The sequence below is a fragment of the Mesorhizobium erdmanii USDA 3471 genome (assembly GCF_000472705.1).
Lineage (GTDB): Bacteria > Pseudomonadota > Alphaproteobacteria > Rhizobiales > Rhizobiaceae > Mesorhizobium > Mesorhizobium erdmanii.
In genome coordinates this window covers 1-21,964 of sequence record NZ_AXAE01000042.1, presented here as the reverse complement: position 1 = coordinate 21,964, position 21,964 = coordinate 1, and the positions used below count along the sequence as shown (strand labels likewise).

18 protein-coding genes are annotated in these 21,964 nt (G+C 63.7%); 9 read left to right on the top strand and 9 right to left on the bottom strand.

The window, feature by feature from the left end; all coding sequences use genetic code 11:
* Positions 1–9: 9 nt before the first annotated feature.
* From A3AU_RS0126670 to puuE, 6 genes are all read right to left on the bottom strand, one after another.
* Positions 10–1,596 (bottom strand): ABC transporter substrate-binding protein, encoded by a 1,587-nt coding sequence (locus A3AU_RS0126670; RefSeq protein WP_027055607.1) that lies wholly within the window; start codon positions 1,594–1,596, stop codon positions 10–12.
* Between the two features lie 153 nt (positions 1,597–1,749).
* The gene (locus tag A3AU_RS0126665; protein WP_027055606.1) at positions 1,750–3,735 is read right to left on the bottom strand and encodes a CocE/NonD family hydrolase; all 1,986 of its coding nucleotides are present in this window, start codon (positions 3,733–3,735) and stop codon (positions 1,750–1,752) included.
* Between the two features lie 95 nt (positions 3,736–3,830).
* The gene (locus tag A3AU_RS0126660; protein WP_027055605.1) at positions 3,831–4,424 is read right to left on the bottom strand and encodes a nucleoside deaminase; all 594 of its coding nucleotides are present in this window, start codon (positions 4,422–4,424) and stop codon (positions 3,831–3,833) included.
* Positions 4,425–4,442: 18 nt separating this feature from the next.
* Positions 4,443–4,934: an ureidoglycolate lyase gene (locus A3AU_RS0126655; RefSeq protein ID WP_027055604.1), complete on the bottom strand. Its 492-nt coding sequence runs from the start codon at positions 4,932–4,934 to the stop codon at positions 4,443–4,445.
* The gene (locus tag A3AU_RS0126650; RefSeq protein WP_027055603.1) at positions 4,931–5,794 is read right to left on the bottom strand and encodes a bifunctional allantoicase/(S)-ureidoglycine aminohydrolase; all 864 of its coding nucleotides are present in this window, start codon (positions 5,792–5,794) and stop codon (positions 4,931–4,933) included. Before A3AU_RS0126650 ends, A3AU_RS0126655 begins: the two co-directional genes overlap by 4 nt.
* 10 nt (positions 5,795–5,804) lie before the next feature.
* Complete coding sequence (gene puuE, locus A3AU_RS0126645) at positions 5,805–7,223, bottom strand: allantoinase PuuE (protein ID WP_027055602.1); 1,419 nt, start codon at positions 7,221–7,223, stop codon at positions 5,805–5,807.
* Between the two features lie 184 nt (positions 7,224–7,407).
* Here puuE and uraH point away from each other — a divergent pair, with 184 nt between their 5' ends.
* The 5 genes from uraH (at position 7,408) to A3AU_RS0126620 (ending at position 13,499) form a co-directional block, all read left to right on the top strand.
* The gene (gene uraH, locus A3AU_RS0126640; RefSeq protein WP_027055601.1) at positions 7,408–7,782 is read left to right on the top strand and encodes a hydroxyisourate hydrolase; all 375 of its coding nucleotides are present in this window, start codon (positions 7,408–7,410) and stop codon (positions 7,780–7,782) included.
* Positions 7,783–7,786: 4 nt separating this feature from the next.
* On the top strand, positions 7,787–9,268 hold the full coding sequence (gene xdhA / locus A3AU_RS0126635) for a xanthine dehydrogenase small subunit (protein ID WP_027055600.1): 1,482 nt from the start codon (positions 7,787–7,789) through the stop codon (positions 9,266–9,268).
* Entirely contained in the window at positions 9,268–11,631 is a 2,364-nt protein-coding gene (gene xdhB / locus A3AU_RS0126630; protein ID WP_027055599.1) for a xanthine dehydrogenase molybdopterin binding subunit, read from the top strand. Before xdhA ends, xdhB begins: the two co-directional genes overlap by 1 nt.
* 61 nt (positions 11,632–11,692) lie before the next feature.
* Complete coding sequence (gene xdhC, locus A3AU_RS0126625) at positions 11,693–12,574, top strand: xanthine dehydrogenase accessory protein XdhC (RefSeq protein WP_027055598.1); 882 nt, start codon at positions 11,693–11,695, stop codon at positions 12,572–12,574.
* Positions 12,575–12,662: 88 nt separating this feature from the next.
* Positions 12,663–13,499, top strand: a complete 837-nt coding sequence (locus A3AU_RS0126620; protein ID WP_027055597.1) for a PhzF family phenazine biosynthesis protein — start codon at positions 12,663–12,665, stop codon at positions 13,497–13,499.
* 11 nt (positions 13,500–13,510) lie between these two features.
* Here the strand turns inward: A3AU_RS0126620 and A3AU_RS0126615 are convergent, their stop codons facing one another.
* From A3AU_RS0126615 to A3AU_RS0126600, 3 genes are all read right to left on the bottom strand, one after another.
* Positions 13,511–14,758, bottom strand: coding sequence for an LLM class flavin-dependent oxidoreductase (locus tag A3AU_RS0126615; protein ID WP_027055596.1), 1,248 nt, complete (start codon positions 14,756–14,758; stop codon positions 13,511–13,513).
* Positions 14,755–15,732 (bottom strand): LLM class flavin-dependent oxidoreductase, encoded by a 978-nt coding sequence (locus tag A3AU_RS0126610; protein ID WP_027055595.1) that lies wholly within the window; start codon positions 15,730–15,732, stop codon positions 14,755–14,757. Before A3AU_RS0126610 ends, A3AU_RS0126615 begins: the two co-directional genes overlap by 4 nt.
* 426 nt (positions 15,733–16,158) lie before the next feature.
* Positions 16,159–17,079 carry a LysR family transcriptional regulator gene (locus tag A3AU_RS0126600; protein WP_027055594.1) on the bottom strand — a complete coding sequence of 307 codons (921 nt, stop codon included), beginning with the start codon at positions 17,077–17,079 and terminating at the stop codon, positions 16,159–16,161.
* Between the two features lie 137 nt (positions 17,080–17,216).
* On the opposite strand from A3AU_RS0126600, the gene A3AU_RS0126595 reads away from it, so the two are divergent.
* From A3AU_RS0126595 to A3AU_RS0126580, 4 genes are all read left to right on the top strand, one after another.
* Positions 17,217–18,434 carry a urate hydroxylase PuuD gene (locus A3AU_RS0126595; RefSeq protein ID WP_027055593.1) on the top strand — a complete coding sequence of 406 codons (1,218 nt, stop codon included), beginning with the start codon at positions 17,217–17,219 and terminating at the stop codon, positions 18,432–18,434.
* A gap of 2 nt (positions 18,435–18,436) precedes the next feature.
* The gene (gene guaD / locus A3AU_RS0126590; protein WP_027055592.1) at positions 18,437–19,750 is read left to right on the top strand and encodes a guanine deaminase; all 1,314 of its coding nucleotides are present in this window, start codon (positions 18,437–18,439) and stop codon (positions 19,748–19,750) included.
* A 78-nt stretch (positions 19,751–19,828) separates the two neighbouring features.
* Entirely contained in the window at positions 19,829–20,332 is a 504-nt protein-coding gene (locus A3AU_RS0126585; RefSeq protein ID WP_027055591.1) for a heme-degrading domain-containing protein, read from the top strand.
* A complete protein-coding gene (locus tag A3AU_RS0126580) occupies positions 20,329–21,594 on the top strand; it encodes a glycerate kinase type-2 family protein (protein WP_027055590.1) in 1,266 nt (421 codons plus the stop codon). The genes A3AU_RS0126585 and A3AU_RS0126580 overlap by 4 nt, the downstream gene beginning before the upstream one ends.
* Positions 21,595–21,964 lie beyond the last annotated feature (370 nt).

The following is a 21,964-nucleotide window of genomic DNA, read 5'->3' as shown; positions in this document are numbered from 1 at the left end:
AAGCCGGACTCAGGCCTGCAGCCAGCACTTCGCCAGGGCGTAACCGTTCATCAGTTCCTGGTGCGGATCGTCGACCCAGCCATCGACCTTGGCGCCGGTTGCGTCGATGAACTGGTTGAACATCGGCAGGATCAGGCCGCCTTCGTCGCGCACCAGCACCGCCATGTCGTGGTACATCTGCTTGCGCTTGGCCTCGTCGAGCTCGGCGCGCGCCGCCAGCACCATCTTGTCGAAATCCGGGCGTTTGAAACGCGTGTCGTTCCAGTCGGCGGTCGACAGATAGGCGGTCGAGTACATCTGGTCCTGCGTCGAGCGTCCGCCCCAGTAGGAAGCGCAGAAGGGCTGCTTGTTCCAGACCTCGTTCCAGTAGCCGTCGCCGGGCTCGCGCTTGAGCTCGATCTTGATGCCGGCCTTGGCCGCGCTCTGCTGGAAGAGCTGCGAGGCATCGACGGCGCCTGGGAAGGCGACATCCGAGGTCCGCAGCAGCACCGTGCCGTCATGGCCGGACTTCTTGTAGTGGAACTTGGCCTTGTCGGGATCGTACTTGCGCTGCTCGATCTCGGTGAACAGCGGATAGGACGCGTTGATCGGGAAGTCGTTGCCGAGCGAACCGTAGCCGCGCAGCACCTTGGTCAGCATCTCTTCGCGGTCGATCGCCAGCTTCAGCGCCATCCTGAGGTCGTTGTTGTCGAACGGCGCCGTGTTGCAATGCATGATGAAGACATAGTGGCCCGGACCCGCATGGTTGCGGATGGTGACGCCCGGCACGCGCTTGATCAGGTCGACGATCTTCGGCTCGACGCGGTTGATCATGTTGACCTGGCCGCCCTGCAGGGCCGCCGTGCGCGCCGTCGCGTCGTTGATGACGATGATCTCGATCTGGTCGGCGTGGCCCATCTTGTCGCCCTGCCAGTAGTTGGCGAAGCGTTCACCACCATGGCGCACGCCAGGCTCATTGGTCTTGACCACATACGGACCGGCCGAGATGCCGGCGTCAGCCTTGTCCTTGCCGCCGTTCGGCTGGACGATCAGGTGATAGTCGCTGAGCAGGTAGGGAAGGTCGGCGTTGGCCTCCTTCAGCGTCAGCACCACTTCCTTGCCGTTGGCCTTGATGGTGTCGATGCCCTTCATGTAGCCGAGCGCGCCGGACTTCGACTTCTCGTCCGAATGGCGCTCTAGCGTGGCGGCGACGTCCTCGGCGGTCACGGTCTTGCCGTTGTGGAATTCGACGCCGTCGCGGATCTTCAACGTCCAGATCTTGGCGTCCTTGGACGAGCCGATCTCCTCGGCGATGCGGTTTTCGAGCTTGCCCTCGGGCGACAGCTCGACGATCATTTCGCCCCAGCACTTGCCGAAGGCGAACGGCACCTGCGTCATGAATAGGGCCGGGTCGAGACTATTGGTGGATTCGCCGCCGACCAGGCCGGCCTTCAGCGTGCCGCCCTTGACCGGGCCGGCCGCTCGCGCGGCACTCGAAAGCAGCGAGTTGGCGAAAGGTGCCGCGATGCCGAGCGCTGCCGCGCGACCGAGAAAATCACGACGGCTCAGTTTGCCTGCTGCAACGCGCCGGCTAAGGAATTCGAGTTCATTGGACATTTTGAGTTCCTCACTCTGTTGGTTCGACTCTGCGGTCGATTTCTTTGTTAATTCTCCCTGAATAATGAGGGTAAGCTAACGCCGTAAGCAAGACCGAATGCGACATGCCGTGGCGTAAATCGTACGTCGCATTTGGACCAACGACGTCGGCGTTCAGACCAGCGCGCGTGGAATATCTTCCTCGAAATTGCGCTCGAAGACGAGTTTTTCTCCCTCATAGGCCTCGATTCTGGCGCTCACGATGAAGTTTTTCGCTTCCGAGCGTATCTGCGCCCACGTCTCCGTGCGTACCGACCATCCATTTCGCGACAGCGTCTGCGTCCAGTGGGTTTTTCCCAAGGCCGACAGCGGATCGTCGGGATGGATTGTCCAGGTCTCGCGGGCAATGCTCCCATTGACGAGGCCGTGGTCGAGATCGCGCACCTCGCCGAAATCATCCGCTATGGAAAGCGTGACGATTCCGGTCTTTTCGTCGCGATCGACATGGCGTTCGGAATTGGCGGCACGGATCGTCTCGGTCGCCCAAGGCGCGGCGCCTTCCGGTTCGGCGAACGTCACTTCGTTGCCTGTCGCGAGCGGCCGCAGCGGCAGGAACAAGGTCGCTGCCGACAAGGCGAGGCTGACTGGTTCCGGCGAGGGCCAGATCATTGGCCAGTAGGCGTTCGACACGGCAATGCGCAGGCGGTGGCCGGCCGGCACGCGGTAGGCGCATTGATCGAGCACGACGCGTGCCGACACGGTTTCGCCCGGCACCAGGGCCCGCGGGAATTCATGCGAGGAGCGGTGTGTCAGGTTGAGCACGCCATAGGAGATCAGCTCCGACGCGCCGTCCGGGTGCACGTCGCATACCCGGACCGCGATGTTGGCTTGTGGGCGATCCGAAGAAAGCGTGACCTGAACTTCGGGCGCACCGAGAATGTCGATCGCCTCGGCCAGTTCCGGCTGGTCGAAACACACCGACAGAGCGTCGTCGGGACGCTGGTCGCCGGGCAATTCCGGGCCGAAGGTGAACGGGAAATACTCGCCGCCGGCGAGCCCGCAATTCTGCGGCGAGGCAACGATGGCCGGTTTGCTCCCCTTGGGCAGCAGTTCTATCGCCTCCGTCTTGATGGCGGGCGACGGCCATTCCTGCTCCGCCACCCAGCAGCCGGGCCGCTCCGGGTGCCAGCGCGCCGGGCGCACGCTGTCCATCACATAGGCGCGGTAGGCGGGATCGGCCTCAACGCCGGTCTCGGCCCCCTTCAGCCAGTGGTCCCACCAGCGCAGCGCTTCCTGCAGGAAGCCGATAGCCGGCTGGGGTCCGGCATAGTGCGGGTATTTGTGGATCCACGGGCCGACGATGCCCTTTACCGGCGCTTCGATGTTGGTGACGAGATGCGAGATCGTGTTGCGGTAACCGTCATGCCAGCCGCCGATCGACAGCACGGCGGCCTTGACGGCGGAATAATCCTCGCAGATCGAGCCGCGCTTCCAGTAGGCGTCGCGATGCTGATGGCTGAGCCACAGCGGCAAAAGGAAGGACTGGTTTTCCAGCCGGGTCAGCCACAGATCGCGCCACCTGCTGTCGCCGGCAATCAATGGATCCGGCGGCCGCGACGAATAGGACAGCATGGTCGAGGCCCAGCCGAAATTCTCCAGCAGCAGGCAGCCGCCCTTGTAGTGGATGTCGTCGGCGTAGCGATCGACGGTCGAGCACAGGCTGATCACCGCTTTCAGTGCCGGCGGCCCTTTGGCCGCCACCTGCAGGCAGTTGAAGCCGCCCCAGGAAATCCCCATCATGCCGACATTGCCGTTGCACCAGGGTTGAGCCGCCGCCCAGGCGATGACGTCGCAGGCATCCTGCAGTTCCTGCTCGGAATATTCGTCGTCCATCAGCCCTTCGGAATCGCCGTTGCCGCGCATGTCGACGCGGATCGACGCATAGCCGTGGCCGGCGAAATAGGGATGCGTCAACTGATCGCGAAAAATGGTGCCGTCGCGCTTGCGGTAGGGCAGATGCTCGAGAATGACCGGCACCGGATCGGTGCCCGCATCGTCCGGCATCCACACCCGCGCCGACAGCCGGCAGCCATCGGGCATGACAATGCCCATGTCGGGGAATTCGACGACCTTGCGGGGAAATTCTGTGATGGTTTTCATGGTCCGCATAACGCCCGGCGGCGCCGCAACTTTCAATCGCCATTCGCGACTGGAGCAGCGAATTATGCGACCTGTGCCGCTACCTGCTTCACCGCTCAGTTCAGTGGAATCTCGTTCTCGTCCTTGTTCGCCTGATAGACACCGGAAAGCTCGTCGTAACGGGCCGAAATCTCGCCGATGCGCGTCTCCAGCCTCTGTCGTTCGGCCTCGGGCAGCGACCGCACCAGCCTGCGGATGGAAAAACTCTTCCAGTAGGCGTTCTCGGCATTGTAGCCGCCCGGGTCGAGGGTGAAGACCTCTTTCAGGATTTTCAGGTCGTGCGGAATGGCAAAACTGTCGCGCGAATCCTCGTGGCTGAACAGGTAGTAGAAATTGTCGAAGCCGGTCCAGGTGATCGCCGACAGACAGAGCGAGCACGGTTCGTGCGTGGCGATGAAGATGGCGTCTTTCGTATCGACACGCTCCGCCTTCGGCATTTCGTAGAAGCGCTTCAGGCAATGCACTTCGCCGTGCCAGAGCGGGTTTTCGATCTCGTTGTTGGTCTCGGCCAGCACCAGCGAACGGTCGTCCTTGCGCAGGATCGCCGCGCCGAAAAGCTTGTTGCCGTGGGCGACGCCATCAGCCGTCTTCGGCACGATGTCATGCTCGATGACGTCGAGCAGGCGGTCGATCAGCGAAATGTCGGTCATGTCGGGAATCCAGGAAATTCAGGGGAGATGGATCTGGTAGGCGTGCGAGAAATGGAATTCCTCGAGGTTGGAGCCGTGGCCGCCACGATCGACGATCAGGAAATCCTGCGCCTCGCCGAGCGGCGTCAGCACGCCGTGCCAAAGATTGCGGGGGTAGTTGATGCCTTGTCCGGGTGCGGTGATGAAGGCATGCGGCTCGCCCGGCCCCTCCTTGCCGTCATGGCAGACGACGACCAGGAACGGGCGCGGCGACAGCGGAACGAAGGCCTGGCTGCCAAAGGGGTGACGCTCGACCATCGTCAGCTTCAGCGGCAGCTCGTAAGGCGTGCCGCGCACCATCGAGATCAGCACGCGGGCGTTGGGCCCAGCGGCCTCGGCCGTGGCGAGATCGTGGTAACGCTCGGCCTTGCCTCCATTGATCGGGTAGTGGTTGTCGCCGCCCATGTCGATGACGTCGCCGAACTCGGCAAAAGCCTCGCGGGTCAGCGGACGTGCTGTGATGCGGGTCACCGCGCGCGACCGCCAATGCCCGCCCCGCCGAGCTTGGCGTGCCGGTTGACGTCCTTGTAGAGCAGATAGCGGAATTTGCCGGGGCCGCCGGCATAACAGGCCTGCGGGCAGAAGGCGCGCAGCCACATATAGTCGCCGGCCTCGACCTCTACCCAGTCCTGGTTGAGGCGGTAGACCCCCTTGCCCTCGAGCACATAGAGCCCATGCTCCATGACATGGGTCTCGGCGAACGGAATGACGGCGCCGGACTCGAGCGTGACGATGGTCATATGCATGTCGTGGCGCAGGTCGGCGGGATCGACGAACCGTGTCGTCGCCCAGCGGCCCTCCGTGCCGGGCATTGGCGTCGGCGCGATCTCCTGTTCGTTGGTGAAGAAGGCTTCCGGCGTATCGAGCCCGTCGACCGCTTCGTAAGCCTTGCGAATCCAGTGGAAACGGACAGCAGCCTTGCCTTCGTTGCGAACTGTCCAGCCACTGGAAGGCGGCAGGAAAGCGAAACCGCCTGGCCGCAAGACATGCGCCTTGCCGGCAAGCATGACCGTCAACTCGCCTTCAACCACGAACAGCGCCCCCTCGGCGCCGGCATCGGGTTCCGGCCGCTCGCTACCGCCACCGGGCGCGACCTCGACGATGTATTGCGAAAATGTCTCGGCGAAGCCGGACAGCGGCCGCGACAGGATCCAGACGCGGGTTTCGTCCCAGAACGGCAGGGCGCTGGTGACGATGTCCTGCATCACCCCCTTGGGGATAACGGCATAGGCCTCGGTGAAGACGGCGCGGCCGGTCAAAAGCTCGGTCTGGCCGGAGTGGCCGCCATGTGGCGCATAGTAGGTTCGCTCGGGCATTCTGGCCGTATCCATGGGTTCAAACCTATTGCGGTAGCAGGTCCTTGAGGCGGAGCAGTGCGATGCGCTCGACCTGTTTGCAGGCGGTTTCGAATTCGACGCCGCGGCTATTTCCGATGCGGGCCTCGAATTCCGCCAGGATCTCCTCCTTGGTCTTGCCCTTCACCGCGATGATGAAGGGAAAGCCGAAGGTGGTGACGTAGGCGGCGTTGAGCTTGGAGAACAGTTCGCGTTCCTTGTCGGTCAACGCATCGAGGCCGGCGGAGGCCTGTTCCCTGGTCGATTCCGCCGTCAGTCGTTTGGCCTTGGCCAGCTTGCCGGCGAGGTCGGGATGGGCGTTGAGCACGCCGAGCCGTTCGGTCTCGCTGGCGGAACGGAAGATGCGGCAGAGCGCATTGTGCAGGCCGCCGGCACTATCATGTGCCGGGCCGAGTTCAAGCTCGAAGGCACGTTCGGCGATCCAGGGCGAATGCTCGAACACGCCGCCAAAAGTGTGGACGAAGGTTTCGAATTCCATCTTTGACGGACGCAGGGCCGCCGGCTTGTAGGGATGGTTCTCTTGCCAGTGGCGGGCGATGTCTATGCGCCGCGCCAGCCAGACCTTGTCGTGCGACTTGATGTAGTCGACGAAGCGCTTCAGCGCCGCCACCCGGCCCGGCCGCCCGACGAGGCGGCAATGCAGGCCGATATTCATCATGCGCGGCCGTCCGGCCTGGCCCTCGGCATAGAGCGTGTCGAAACTGTCCTTGAGATAGGCGAAGAACTGGTCGCCCGAATTGAAGCCCTGCGGCGTGGCGAAGCGCATGTCGTTGGCGTCGAGCGTATAGGGGATGATGAGCTGCGAGCCGCCACTGTGCTCGAACCAGTAGGGCAGTTCGTCGTCATAGGTGTCGGAGACGTAGTCGAAGCCGCCTTCCTCGGCGACCAGCGGCACCGTGTTGACCGATGTGCGGCCCGTATACCAGCCCGTCGGGCGCTGGCCGGTCACTTCGTAATGCAGCTTGATTGCCGCTTCGAGGTCGCGGCGCTCATCTTCGGCGCTGTGGTCGCGGTAGTCGATCCACCGCAACCCGTGCGAGGCGATCTCCCAGCCGGCGTCCTGCATGGCGGAAACCTGGTCGGGGGAGCGTGCCAATGCGGTGGCAACGCCGTAGCAAGTCACCGGAACCTCGGCCTCGCTGAACAGGCGAAGCAGCCGCCAGAAGCCGGCTCGCGCCCCATATTCGTAGATCGATTCCATGTTCCAGTGGCGCTGACCCACCCAGGGTGCCGCACCGACGATTTCCGACAGGAACGCTTCCGAAGCCTTGTCGCCGTGCAGCACGCAATTCTCGCCGCCCTCTTCGTAATTGACGACGAACTGCACGGCGACATGCGCACCGCCAGGCCATTTCGGATCCGGCGGATTGGCTCCGTAGCCGCGCATGTCTCTTTCGTAACGCATTACCCCTCCTGCCGGACACCGCCGGAAGTTATGATCAGGATATCGAAAGGGTGCTTCTCGCATTCCCCCGAAAATTTTTGAAAGTGTTTTTGTCGCACTCCGCTCGACCGGGACTTATGCATCGCCTTTAATTGGCGCACAATTCACCACTATTGTTCTGATGTACCTGGATGGGAGGCGGCCAATGGCAGAAACGTCGAAAGCCGATGGCGGGCGTCTGACGACCCACGTGCTGGATACGGCGACCGGCAAGCCGGCGGCTGGATTGTCGATCGCGCTCTATCGTCTCGATGGCTCGGCCAGGACGCATCTGAAGACCGTGGCCACCAATGCCGACGGCCGTTGCGACGCACCGCTGCTGGCCGGCCGAGAATTCGGCATCGGCGAATACGAGCTGGTCTTCGCGGCGGGTGACTATCTGCGCGGCCAGGGCACAGAATTGCCCAAGCCAGCCTTCCTCGACAGCGTGCCGATCCGCTTCGGCATGGCCGAGCCGGTGCATTACCATGTACCATTACTGATCTCGCCCTACGGCTATTCGACCTACAGGGGGAGCTGAGGGCATGGCCAGGGTTTCCATCCGCAACGAGATCCGCTTCATCCTCAATGGCAGGAATGTCGTGCTGTCGTCGGTGGCGCCGGACGCCACCTTGCTTGACTGGCTGCGGCTCGACCGTTCGCTGCGCGGCACCAAGGAAGGCTGCGCCGAGGGCGATTGCGGCGCCTGCACCGTGCTCGTCGGCAAGCTCTCGGCCGGTGGCCTGGTCTATGAAAGCGTCAACGCCTGCATCCGTTTCCTCGGCTCGCTCGACGGCACCCATGTCGTGACGGTCGAGCATCTGCGCGGAGAACCAGGTCAGTTGCATCCGGTCCAGCAGGCAATGGTCGACTTCCACGGCTCGCAATGCGGTTTCTGCACGCCGGGTTTCGTCATGTCGCTCTACGGCCTATGGATGAAGACGCCGGACCCGTCGAACGCGGCGATCGAGAAGGCCCTGCAAGGCAATCTCTGCCGCTGCACCGGCTATGAGGCCATCATGCGCGCCGCGCACGCCATCTCCAGCTATGGCAAGGCGGCAAAGGATCCGCTGGCGGTGGAGCGCAAGGCGATCATGGCGAGGTTGGAGGCCATGCAGGACGGCGCGCGGATCGAGATCGGTTCGGCCAAGGCGCGGCTCATCGTGCCCGCCAATGTCGATGATTTCGCCGCAATATTGGACAAGGAGCCCGGCGCCACGATCGTTGCCGGTTCGACCGATGTCGGCCTGTGGGTGACCAAGCACATGCGCGACATCTCGCCCGTGATCTTCATAGGCAACCTCGACGGGCTGTGCGCCATTTCCGAGGACCAGAGCGTCATATCGATCGGCGCCGGCGTCACCTACACCGATGCCTTCTCGACGCTGGCCAACCGCATCCCGGCGCTGGGGCCGCTGTTCGACCGCATCGGCGGCGAACAGGTGCGCAACATGGGCACCATCGGCGGCAACATCGCCAACGGCTCGCCGATCGGCGACACGCCGCCACCCTTGATCGCGCTCGGCGCCCGGCTGACGCTGCGCAAGGGCAGCAAACGGCGCACGATCCCGCTGGAAACCTTCTTCATTGCCTATGGCAAGCAGGACCGGCAGCCGGGCGAGTTCGTCGAGGCCGTGCACGTACCCGTGCCGGCCAAGGGAGAAAAATTTGCCGTCTACAAGATCACCAAGCGCCGCGACGAGGATATCACCGCGGCCCTCGGCGCCTTTTTCCTGACGCTGGCCCAGGACGGCACGGTCGCCGATGTGCGCATCGCCTATGGCGGTATGGCGGCGACGCCGAAGCGGGCAAGCGCCGTCGAAAAGGCACTGCTTGGCAAACCCTGGACCGAAGAGACGGTCGGGACGGCGATGGCCGAATACACTAGGGATTTCACGCCGCTCACCGATATGCGGGCGTCGGCGGAATATCGTGCGTTGGCAGCCAAAAACCTGTTGCTGCGTTTCTTTGTCGAAGCCACTGGCACCAAGGCACCCTTCCAGGTTTCAAGAAACGAGGCGGCATGATGAACAAGCACGCCACATCGAATCTCAAGGCCGAAAAGATCGCCGGCGGCGTCGCCACCGATCAGCGGCATGATTCCGCCCATAAGCATGTCAGTGGCGCCGCCGTCTATATCGACGATATGCCGGAACCGGCGGGCACGCTGCATGTCGGACTCGGCCTGTCGAAAGTGGCGCACGGCACCTTGAAAAGCGTGGACATTTCCGCGGTGCGGTCCGCGCCGGGCGTTGTCGATGTGCTGACTTATGCCGATGTGCCCGGCGAAAACGACGTCTCGCCGAGCGGCATGCATGACGATCCGGTGCTGGCCGAAGGCAAGGTGCAGTTCTTCGGCCAGCCGATCTTCGCCGTCATTGCCGAGACACGGGATGCGGCGCGCCGTGCGGCGCGGCTAGCCAAGATCGAGTATGACGAGATTCCGGCCATCCTCGGCATCTGGCCGTTGGACCCGGTCACGGACAGGCTGGTCACCACGCCGCTGACCTTGCGGCGCGGCGACGCGGCCGCCGCGATCGCCGCGGCGCCCCGTCGGGTGAAGGGGCGCATGAAGCTTGGCGGACAGGACCATTTCTACCTCGAGGGCCAGGTATCGTTGGCGGTGCCCGGTGAAGACGACGAGGTCACGGTCTATTGCTCGACCCAGGGGCCGAGCGAGACCCAGCATCTCGTCTCCCATGCGCTCGGCGTACCGAGCCATGCGGTGACAGTCGAAGTTCGGCGCATGGGTGGCGGCTTTGGCGGCAAGGAAACACAGGCCAATCAATGCGCGGCGATCGCCGCCATTGCCGCCAAGAAACTGAAACGCGCGGTCAAGGTCAGGCTCGACCGCGACGAGGATATGACCGCCACCGGCAAACGGCACGACTTCGCCATAGACTATGAAGTCGGCTTCGACGACGAGGGCAATATCCTTGGCGTCGACTTCATGTTCGCACTCAATGCCGGCTTCTCGGCCGACCTGTCCGGTCCGGTCGGCGACCGTGCGCTGTTCCATTGCGACAACGCCTATTTCTATCCGAATGTCCACGCCAAGTCGGCGCCGCTTTACACCAACACCGTTTCCAACACCGCCTTTCGCGGCTTCGGCGGCCCGCAGGGCATGATCGGCGCCGAGCGCATTATCGACGAGGTCGCCTTCGCGGTCGGCAAGGATCCGCTCGAAATCCGCAAGCTGAATTTCTATGACCCGATGGAGGCGATCGGCAGGCGCAACGTCACGCCCTATCACCAGAAGGTCGAGGACAACATCATCCAGCGCATCGTCGCTGAATTGGAGGAAAGCGCCAATTACCCGCGGCGGCGGCGCGAGATCCAGGCCTTCAACGCCAACAGCCGGTTCATCAAGCGTGGCCTGGCACTCACGCCGGTCAAGTTCGGTATCTCCTTCACCAAGACCGAATCCAACCAGGCCGGCGCGCTGGTGCATGTCTATGCCGACGGCTCGGTGCACATGAACCATGGCGGCACCGAAATGGGGCAGGGCCTGCATCTGAAAGTAGCGCAAGTCGTGGCGGAGGAATTCCAGATCGACCTCGAACGGGTCAAGATCACCGCCACCACCACCGCCAAGGTGCCCAACACCGCGCCGACCGCGGCCTCCTCCGGCGCCGACCTCAACGGCATGGCGGCGCAGAACGCAGCGCGCCAGATCCGGCAGCGGCTGACCGATTTCGCCGCCGAGAGATACCAGGTGCCGGTCGACCAGGTAGTGTTCCTGCCCAACAGGGTGCGCGTCGGCAACCAGGAGGTCAGTTTCAACGATCTGGTCAGGCAGGCCTATATTGCGCGCGTCCAGCTCTCGGCCGCTGGCTTCTACAAGACGCCGAAAATCCATTGGGACCGTGGCAAGGGCCAGGGCCATGCCTTCTACTACTACGCCTATGGCGCCGCCTGCGCGGAAGTGTCGGTCGACACGCTGACCGGCGAATATGTCGTCGAGCGCGCCGACATCCTGCACGATTGCGGCCGCTCGCTGAACCGGGCCATCGATATTGGCCAGGTCGAGGGTGGCTTCATCCAGGGCATGGGCTGGCTGACGACTGAAGAGCTGTGGTGGGACGACAAGGGCAGGCTGCGCACGCATGCGCCGTCCACCTACAAGATCCCGCTGGCGTCGGATCGCCCGAAGATCTTCAACGTGGCGCTGACCGACTGGTCGCAGGCCTATGAACCGACCATCCATCGCTCCAAAGCGGTTGGCGAGCCCCCGCTGCCGCACGGCATGTCGGTGCTGCATGCGCTGTCGGATGCGGTGGCAAGCGTCGCCGACCACAAAATCTGCCCGCGCCTCGATGCGCCGGCAACGCCTGAACGCGTGCTGATGGCGATCGAGCGGCTGAAGAAAGAGGTCAAGTCGGGCGCTTGAGGCCGCCAAACGTGCAATCCCAGTCGAAAAAACCTATATTCCCTATTCGGGAACGCGAACGATGAACTCGAAAGTGCAAAGCTTGAAAGCCTTTCTCGCCAGCGCCGGCCGGGTCGCGCTGGTCGAGGTGGCCGGAACCAAAGGCTCAACGCCGCGCGAGAAGGGCGCCTTCATGCTCGTCTCGCAGGAGGCGATTCTTGGTACGATCGGTGGCGGCCAGCTCGAATATATGGCGATCGACAAGGCCAGGCAGATGGTGGGTGAGGAAGCCCGCATCGAGGTCGATGAAGTCTGCGCCACGCTCGACGTCCCGCTCGGGCCCGAAATCGGCCAATGCTGCGGCGGGCGCGTCGAAGTCTTGATCCGGCTTGTCGATCCTTCACTCGCTGCCGAACTGGTTGCCGCCGCTGAATCCGAAGAAGCCCACCTGCCGCATGTTTATCTCTTTGGCGGCGGCCATGTCGGCCAGGCGCTGGCGGCGTCGCTGGCCCTGCTGCCCATCCACGCCGTCGTCATCGAGACCCGGGCCGAAGCGCTGGAAGGCACGCCGGAAACAGTCGAGACGCGGCTGACGCCAATGCCCGAGGCCGAGGTGCGCAACGCCCCGGCGGGTACCGCCTTCGCCATCCTCACCCACGACCATGCGCTGGATTTCCTGATCGTCACCGAGGCACTGAAACGCGACGACGCGGCCTATGTCGGCATGATCGGCTCGAAGACCAAGAAAGCGACGTTCAGGAACTGGTTCTTGAAATCGGCCGATGGCACGGAGGCCGAATTTGGCCGCCTCGTCTCGCCGATCGGCGGTGATGCCGTCAAGGACAAGCGGCCGACTGTCATCGCGGCCCTTGCGGCAGCCGAGATCATGACGGCGCTTGCCGTCCACAACACGGCATCGGATGCCGGCCGTCAGGTCCGGCAGGACAAGGTCATGGCCGGTTAGCCAGGGCTGCCCGTCCACTCATCCGTTTTTCAATCGCCCGAGCCATGCATTTGCGGTATCCACCGGCATCACGGCATGAGGTGGGTACATGGACGTTCTGAAGATCGCCGCCTTTTCGGATGGCAATACCGGCGGCAATCCTGCCGGCGTCCTGGTCGGCGATATCTTGCCCGAAGCGGCCGAGATGCAGCGCCTGGCGGCTGAGGTCGGGTTCTCGGAAACCGCCTTTGCCGCGCCGGATGGGAAGAACTGGCGGGTTCGCTATTTCTCGCCGGAAACCGAGGTTCCCTTCTGCGGGCACGCCACCATCGCCTTGGGGGCAGCCCTTGTCCGGCGGTTCGGCGACGGGATTTTCCCGCTGGTCCTCAACCAGGCCAACATCACCGTCGAAGGATTCCGTGATGGCATGAACGTTGCGGCCGCCTTGCAGTCGCCAGCAACGCACAGCAAGCCGGCGCCGCCGGCGCTGATTGCCGAGGCGCTGGCGCTGTTCGGTTATGCCGCGACCGATCTCGATCCGGCCATTCCACCGGCGTTGATCCATGGCGGCGCCGACCATCTGGTTTTGGCGCTCAAGTCACGCCAGGCGCTGGCCGCCATGCGCTACGAGTTGAAAGCCGGCCAGGCCCTGATGCGGCGCGAAGGGCTGGTGACGATCCTGCTTGCCCATTCCGAAACGCCTCGGCTTTTCCACACGCGCAATCCCTTTGCCTCCGGCGGCGTCTATGAGGACCCGGCGACGGGCGCCTCGACGGCCGCCTTCGCCGGCTATCTCAGGGATATTGGCTGGCCGCATGGCGGCGCGATCGATGTCGTGCAGGGCGAGGACATGGGCATGCGTTCGCGCCTGCATGCCGATATTCCACCTGAGATCGGCAGTTCGATCAGGGTTTCGGGCACGGCCCGGATGATGGACCCGGCGTAGAAATTCCCGGCTCAGGCCGGCCGTTTCAAGCCAAGATGGTCGCGCAGCGTGCGGCCCTCGTAGTCCCGGCGGAACAGGCCGCGCCGCTGCAGTTCCGGCACGACAAGCGTGGCAAAGGCATCGAGCTCACCCGGGAAATAGGACGGCATGACATTGAAGCCGTCGGCGGCACCACCCTCGAACCGCGCCTGCAACTCATCCGCGACCTGCGCCGCCGTTCCGACGATGCGCCAATGGCCGCGCGCGCCGGCGAAATGGCGGGCAAGCTGGCGGATGGAGAGGCCGTCGCGGCGCGACTGCTCGACGACCAGCGCCTGCCGGCTTTTCATGCCCTCGCTTTCGGGAAGTTCCGGTAACGGCCCGTCGATCGGATGGCGCCAAAGATCGGAGATGCTCAGATAGCTGGAGAGCAGCGCCACGCCGACATCGTCGGGGATCAGTTCCTGCAATTCCTCGTGTTTCTCTCGGGCTTCGGCCTCGGTTTGCGCCACCACGGGTGAGACGCCAGGCATGATCTTGATGTCGTCGGGCTCGCGCCCATAGGCGGCCATGCGCCCCTTGAGATCGTCGTAGAAGGCCTTTGCTTCCTCGAAGGTCTGCGCCGCCGTGAACACCACGTCTGCGGTGCGGGCAGCAAGGTCGCGGCCGACATCCGAGGCGCCGGCCTGGACCATGACGGGCGCACCTTGCGGCGAACGCGGCAAGTCGAGCGGATCATGCACCGAAAAGCTCTGGCCGTCATGGCCGGGAGCGTTGCCGTGCCAGAGCCCGGTCACCACCTCGGCGAATTCACGCGCCCGCTCGTAGCGGTCGGCATGCGGCTTGAGGCCTGTCGAGCCGAAATTGGCGGCTTCGATGGGGCTCGCCGAGGTGACCAGATTCCAGCCGGCGCGGCCGCCGCTGAGATGGTCGAGCGACAGGAAGGTCCGCGCCAGGCCATAGGGTTCGTTGTAGCTTGTCGAAGCCGTCGAAACGAGGCCGATGCGGCTGGTCTGCACGGCCAGCGCCGACAGCAGGCTGATCGGCTCGAAGCCGATCGATCGCGATGTCTGGCTGGCGATGCCGACATTGGCTTCGCGCAAGCCCGCGGCGTCCTCGCAGAAGATCATGTCGAACTTGGCCGCTTCCGCCGTGCGCGCCAGTTGGATGTAGTGGTCGATGTCGACGCCGGCCGTCACATGCGCCTTGGGGTGGCGCCACGCGGCGATGTGGTGGCCAGTCGCCCACAGGAAAGCGCCGAGCTTCATCCGCGCGGTCATTGGTCACCTCCGCCGGCCAGTCCCAGATGCGCGCGCAATGTTGCCCCGCGATAGGTCTCTCGAACGAGGCCGCGTCGCCGAAGCTCCGGCAGAACGCGCTCGGCGAAATCGTCGAGCGCCGGGTGCCGCGCGGGCAGCCGGATGTCGAAGCCGTCGCAGCTCTTCGCGCGGAATTGGGTCTCCAGCCTATCGGCGACGGTGGTCGGCGTCTCATCGGCCGCCAGTGGGACAGTCGCCAGCATCTTCACGGCATCCGGGTCGCGCCCGCGGGCGGCAACGCGGCGCTTCAGATCGTCAAATCGTATCTTCGTGCTCTCGACTGATCCGCTGTCCATGAAAATGACATCAGCGGTGCGGGCCGCATTATCCAGATCAGGTTCCGACAGGCCAGACAGCACCAGCACCGGCGTGTCCTGGGGTGAGCGCGCTACGTTCAGCGGCCCTCTCACCGAAAAGAATTCGCCCTTGTGGTCCAGCAAATGCATCTTTTCCGGGTCGTGGAAGCGGCCTCCGCTCTTGTCGAAAAGCAACGCGTCGGCATCCCAGCCCTGCCACAGGCCTTGAACGATGCCGATATATTCCTCGCTGCGACGGCGAAAGTCAGCGTCGGAAAACCCTTCCGGCCGGCTGAAATTGGCCGCCTCACCAGCGCTCTGCGCCATCGTCGCATTCCAGCCGGCGCGGCCATGGCTGATGATGTCGAGCGAAGCAAAGCGGCGCGCCAGATTGTAGGGCTGGTGGGCAATTGTCGAGGCCGACGCGACGAGGCCGATCCTGTTGGTCACCGTCGCCAGCGCCGCCAGCAAGGTCGTCGCTTCAAAGGGGCTGCTTGACGGCCCGTCCGCAGAGTCGGAGATCGCGACCATGTCGACGCCAGCCGCTTCTGCCTGTAGCACGAATTTGCTGATCCGGCTGAAATCCAGAACGGCCTCTCTGGTGGCGGCAGCGATGTCGAGCGAAATGGCGAGATGCATGCAGGCGGCCCATTCGGCTGCGACCGGCGTCGTGCAGCCATTCGGGTACCAACCTAGGCTCGCTTTCGCGCAAGGCAACGGGCTTCAGTGGGCCACCGGGCTGTCACTTGCCGGCCAGGCATCGCTTCGCTTGAGGTGGAAGTCTTGACGGCCCAAATGTCGTGTTGGTGGCCGCGTACTTCGGCAATTAGCTTGAACCCCCATCACGTCGTCATTCTAGGGCGGAGCAAGGAGCGAAGCGACGCAGCGCAGACCCTAGAATCCATGCCGTGACTCTGAAGCGCTGCGACGGTGCAAAATTCTGCGCCGCTACGCCCCGGTCAAAGGTCGCGGAATGGATCCTCGGGTCTGCGCTCCGCTTCGCGTCGCTCCGCCCGTGGATGACGACGTCGTGGAGGCTTCGGCCAATCCCGAAGCATAGCCAGCCTACTTCCCAGCCAGAATATCCTTGATCAGCCGCTGACAGCGCTCGGCCATGAAGTCGAGCAGCAGCCGCACCTTTGGGTCCTGCAGCTTCTTGTGCGGATAGACGGCGGCGAACTGCACCGGCGTCGGCGGCGTGTTGGCAAGGATCACTTTCAGCCGTCGGTCACGGATGAAGGGTTCGACCTCGAAGCGCGGCTTGTTGATGATGCCGCGCCCCGACAGCGCCCAGCCGGTCAGCACGTCGCCGTCGTCGGTGTCGTAAGGGCCGTGCACCTCGAATTTCTGGGGTCCTGTGGGCGTCTGCAGCGTCCACACATATTCGCGCGCGCCGGAATAGCGCAGCATCAGGCAGTCGTGCTTCTTGCCGATCAGCTCCTGCGGCTCGGCGGGTTCGCCGCGCGCCTCAAGATATTTCGGCGCCGCCACCAAGACGCGTTCGCATTCCATGATACCGCGCATCCTGAGGCTGGAATCCTCGATGATGCCGAGCCGGAAGGCGACGTCGATGCCTTCCTTCATGATATCGACATTGTGGTCCGAGAGCCTGAGCCGCACCTCGATATCAGGATACTTGTCATGGAAATCGGGAATGCCGGAGGCCAGCAGCCGCCGCCCGAGGCCGAGTGGTGCGGTCACCCGGATGGTGCCGCGCGGCTGCCCGGAGAGCGCCGAGACAGCCGCTTCCGCTTCGGTGATCGCCTCCAGCACCTGCTTTGCGCCCGCATAAAACACCGTGCCATGCTCGGTCGGCATCAATTGCCGCGTCGTGCGGTTGAACAGCCGCACGCCAAGATGCTTCTCCAGTTCCTTGATGCGGTTGGAGGCCACCGCCGGCGAAATGCGCATGTCGCGGCCCGCCGCCGACAGATTGCCGAGCTCGACGACGCGGACGAAGACGGCGATATTGTCGAGATAGGCCATGCGGTTTCGTGGCTCTTAGGTGGCTGCGTATGGTCAACCTATTATTTTCCAATTTTTTTTGAAAGTCATCGTGCACCTCGCCCCTTTTCGTTTACGCGCCACGCCGTAAAGTCACCCGATCGGCAGGGACGTAGCAAATGATGGATTTCGCGATTTTCTGGGACTGGCTGAGCTTCGCCGTGCGCTGGCTGCATGTCATCACCGGCATCGCCTGGATCGGCTCGTCGTTTTATTTCGTCGCGCTCGATCTCGGCCTGCGCCAGCGTCCCGGCATGCCCGTCGGCGCCTTTGGCGAGGAATGGCAGGTTCATGGCGGCGGTTTCTACCACATCCAGAAATATCTGGTTGCGCCGGCCGAGATGCCCGAACACCTCACCTGGTTCAAATGGGAATCCTACGCCACCTGGCTGTCCGGCTTCGCCATGCTATGCGTGGTCTACTATGCCGGGGCGGACCTGTTCCTGATCGATCCCAACGTGCTGCCGATGTCGGTGCCGGTCGGCATCCTGTTGTCGATGGCCACGATCGGCGTCGGCTGGGTGGTCTACGATCTCCTGTGCCGTTCACCGCTCGGCAAGAGCGACACCGGTCTGATGCTGGTGCTCTACTGCGTGCTGGTGTTCATCGCTTGGGGACTGACGCACCTGTTCACCGGCCGCGCCGCCTTCCTGCATCTGGGCGCCATCACCGCCACGATCATGTCGGCCAATGTCTTCATGGTCATCATCCCCAACCAGAAGATCGTCGTCGCCGACCTCATCGCCGGCCGCAAGCCCGACCCGAAATACGGCAAGATCGCCAAGCAGCGCTCGCTTCACAACAACTATCTGACGCTGCCGGTGCTGTTCCTGATGCTGTCGAACCACTATCCGCTGGCGTTCGGCACGCAGTTCAACTGGGTCATCGCCTCGCTGGTGTTCATCATCGGCGTCTTGATCCGGCACTATTTCAACACCGTGCACAAGCGTGCCGGCAACCCGCACTGGACCTGGCTCGGCGCCCTGGTCCTGTTCATCATCATCATCTGGCTGTCGACCGTGCCGAAGGTGCTGACCGGCGAGCCAAAGGCGTCCGCCTCGGCCGACATCTATATCGCCTCGGCGCATTTCCCGGCGGTGCGCGACACCGTGCTCGGCCGCTGCTCGATGTGCCATGCGCAGGAGCCTGTCTATGAAGGCATCTACCACGCGCCGAAGGGCGTGATCCTCGATAGCGACGCCGATATCGCCAACCACGCCCGCGAGATCTATCTGCAGGCCGGCCGCAGCCACGCCATGCCGCCCGCCAATGTCAGCCAGATCACCGACAAGGAACGGGCCCTGCTGGTGGCCTGGTTCGAAGGCGCGGGGAAATAGGCATGACTTCGACACTTCTGCGCGGCCGCACACTCTCCTTCGTGCGCTGGCCGCAGACCATGGATGACCATTCGGCGTGGCGCTATGAGGAGGATGGCGGCCTGCTGATCAGGGATGGCAGGATCGTCGCCACCGGCGCCTATGCCGACGTCGAGAAGCAGGCCGATGACGGAACAAGAAAGATCGATCACCGGCCGCATCTCCTGCTGCCCGGGTTCATCGACACCCATGTGCATGTCCCGCAGATGCAGATCATCGCGTCCTACGGCGCCGAACTGCTCGACTGGCTGAACACCTACACGTTTCCAGAAGAGACCAAGTTCGCCAACGCCCAGCATGGCCGCCGCATCGCGCGGCTGTTTCTCGACGAGATGGTGCGGCACGGCACGACGACGGTCGTCGCCTACTGCTCAGTGCACAAGGCCTCGGCGGAAGCCTTTTTCGCCGAGTCGCACGCGCGCGACATGCTCAACATCGCCGGCAAGGTGATGATGGACCGCAATGCGCCCGAAGGCGTGCTCGACACACCGCAATCCGGCTATGACGATACAAAGGCGCTGATAGCGGAATGGCACGGCAAGGGGCGGCAGCTTTATGCCATCACGCCGCGCTTCGCCATCACCTCCTCGCCGGAGCAGATGGAGATGGCCCGCGCGCTCCGGCGCGAGCATCCCGATCTGCACATGCAGACGCATCTGTCGGAAAACCACGCCGAAATCGTCTTCACGCAACAACTTTACCCGTGGTCGCGCGACTATACCGACGTCTACGAACATTACGGGCTGCTGGGCAAAAAGAGCCTGTTTGGTCACTGCATCCATCTGTCGGAGCGCGAGGCGGACGCGCTGTCGGGCTCAGGTTCCGTCGCCGTGTTCTGCCCGACCTCGAACCTGTTCCTCGGCTCCGGCCTGTTCGACTATCAGCGCTTCCGGCAGCGGGACAAGCCGCTCAGGATCGCCACTGCCACCGATGTCGGCGGCGGCACCAACTATTCCATGCTGCGCACCATGGACGAAGGCTACAAGGTGATCGCGCTGAACGGCGAGAAGCTCAACCCGTTCCAGTCCTTCTGGCAGATCACCCGCGGCAATGCCGAGGCGCTGTCCGTCGCCGACAAGATCGGCACGCTGGAAGAAGGCACCGACGCCGACATCGTCGTGCTCGATGCCAGCGCGACCCCAGCGATGCGGCTCAGGATGGAAACGGCGCAGACGCTGGCGCAGGAACTGTTTCTCCTGCAGACGCTGGGCGACGACCGCGCCGTGCGCGAGGTCTATGTCGCGGGGCGGGCGGCAAAGAGCGATATGGCGAATTAGAGCGCCATGGTGCGTTCCTTGCTTGACCCGGCGGCAGCCATCGGTCAAAGCGTGCGGCGAAGTTGACAGGGGAACGACATGGCCGTTGCTGACGACATCGCACTGATCAAGAGGCAGGAAGAGCTACTTGTCTTCCCGGCCTTCGATGAGGCCGCCGCTTTCAGGATCGGTTCCGCCATCCGCGATCGCGCAACCGCCGAAAATCTGCCCATCATCGTCGACATCAGGCTGTGGGATCGCCCCCTGTTCTATGCCGCGATGCCGGGTTCGAATGCTTCCAATCCCGATTGGGCGCGGCGCAAGATCAATGTCGTCAGGCGCTATCTCAGGAGCACCTACCGCCTGGTGCTGGAGCAGCAGCGCCCCGACCGCAGCTTCAAGGTTGGCGAAGGTCTCGACATAGCGGACTATGTGCTGGCCGGCGGCGGCTTTCCGGTGACGGTCAAGGGCGCCGGTGTCATCGGGGTGATCGCCGTTTCCGGCCTGCCCGAGCGCGAGGATCACGGCGTCGTCGTCGATGCGTTGTGCGCGCATCTCGGTATCGACAAGCGTGGACTGGCGCTGGCTCCGGAAGCCGAATGACCGTGCTCGACCCCAAATCCTTCCTCACCGCCATCTTCAACGCAGCCGTCGCCGCCGCCGACCCGGAACGGACCATCAAGGATCATCTGCCGGCCAGGCCCAAGGGGCGCACCATCGTCATTGGCGCTGGCAAAGGCTCGGCGCAGATGGCGGCGGCTTTCGAGAAGGCCTGGGACGGTCCGATCGAAGGGCTGGTCGTCACCCGCTACGGCTATGGCGCCAAATGCGACCGCATTGAGATCATCGAGGCGGCGCACCCGGTGCCGGACGCCGCTGGCCTCGAGGCCTCACGGCGTCTGTTGGCAAAGGTGCAGGGACTGACGGCTGACGATCTGGTCGTGGCGCTGATTTCCGGCGGCGGCTCGGCGCTGCTGCCCTCGCCGGCCGAAGGCCTGACACTTGCCGACGAGATCGCCGTCAACGAGGCGCTGCTCGCTTCCGGCGCGCCGATCGCGGCCATGAACACCATTCGCAAGCATGTCTCGACCATCAAGGGCGGCCGGCTGGCGGCCGCCGCCTGGCCGGCCAAGGTGGTGTCGCTGGTGGTCTCGGACATTCCTGGCGACAATCCGGCCCTCGTCGCCTCCGGGCCGACGGTGCCTGACAGAGGCAGCCGTCAAGACGCGCTGGCCTCCATCGCCGCCTACGGCATGAAGCTGCCGGCCTCGGTGATGGCGCACATCAACGCGCCGGCGGCCGATGCGCCAAGCCCTGATGATGAGCGCTTTTCACGCAACGAGGTGCATCTGATCGCCTCGGCCGGCGTGTCGCTGGAAGCGGCGGCAGTGGAAGCAAAGCGGCATGGCATCGAGGCCGTCATCCTCTCCGATGCCATCGAGGGCGAGGCGCGCGAGGTCGGCGGCGTTCACGCGGCCATCGCGCGCGAAGTGGCGACCCGCAACCGGCCATTTTCGAAGCCGGTGCTGATCCTGTCGGGCGGCGAAACAACGGTGACCTTGCGCGCCAAAGGCAAGGGCGGACGCAATTCGGAATTCCTGCTCGCCTTCGCCATCGCCGTCAACGGCCAGGAAGGCATTCACGCCCTGGCCGCCGACACCGACGGCATCGATGGCTCGGAAAACAATGCCGGTGCCTTCGCCGATGGCTCGACCGTCTCGCGCATGCGCGCGGCGGGCGTCGACGCCAAGGCGATGCTGGCCGGCAACAATGCCTGGACGGCGTTCAACGCGGTTGGGGATCTGTTCGTGCCGGGGCCGACGGGCACGAATGTGAATGATCTGAGGGCGATTCTGGTCCGGTAATTCACCAGTCGCAGCCTAAGCTTACAATGCTTGATCGACTACGATCGTGGGTGATTGGCCGAAGCTTCGCAACTTCGTCATCCCTGGGCGAAGCAGGAGCGAAGCGACGTCGCGGAGACCCTGGGATCCTGTGTGTTTGTTCAGTGTTATGGTCGAAGTGGGAAGGAAACCGAAGGGATCCTGGTCGCCCATTTCTGGACAGGCCGTGGCATGGCTCGGTTCCTTCCCACCGGTGAACCATCAACCTGAACAGTTGCACGGGGCTGTTAGCTGCAGACCCCGCACCACAGGAAGAGGCGTGGACATGATAATGCAGAACTATGTCGGCTGCGACATCTCCAAGCAGTGGCTCGATTTTTTTGATGAGGCA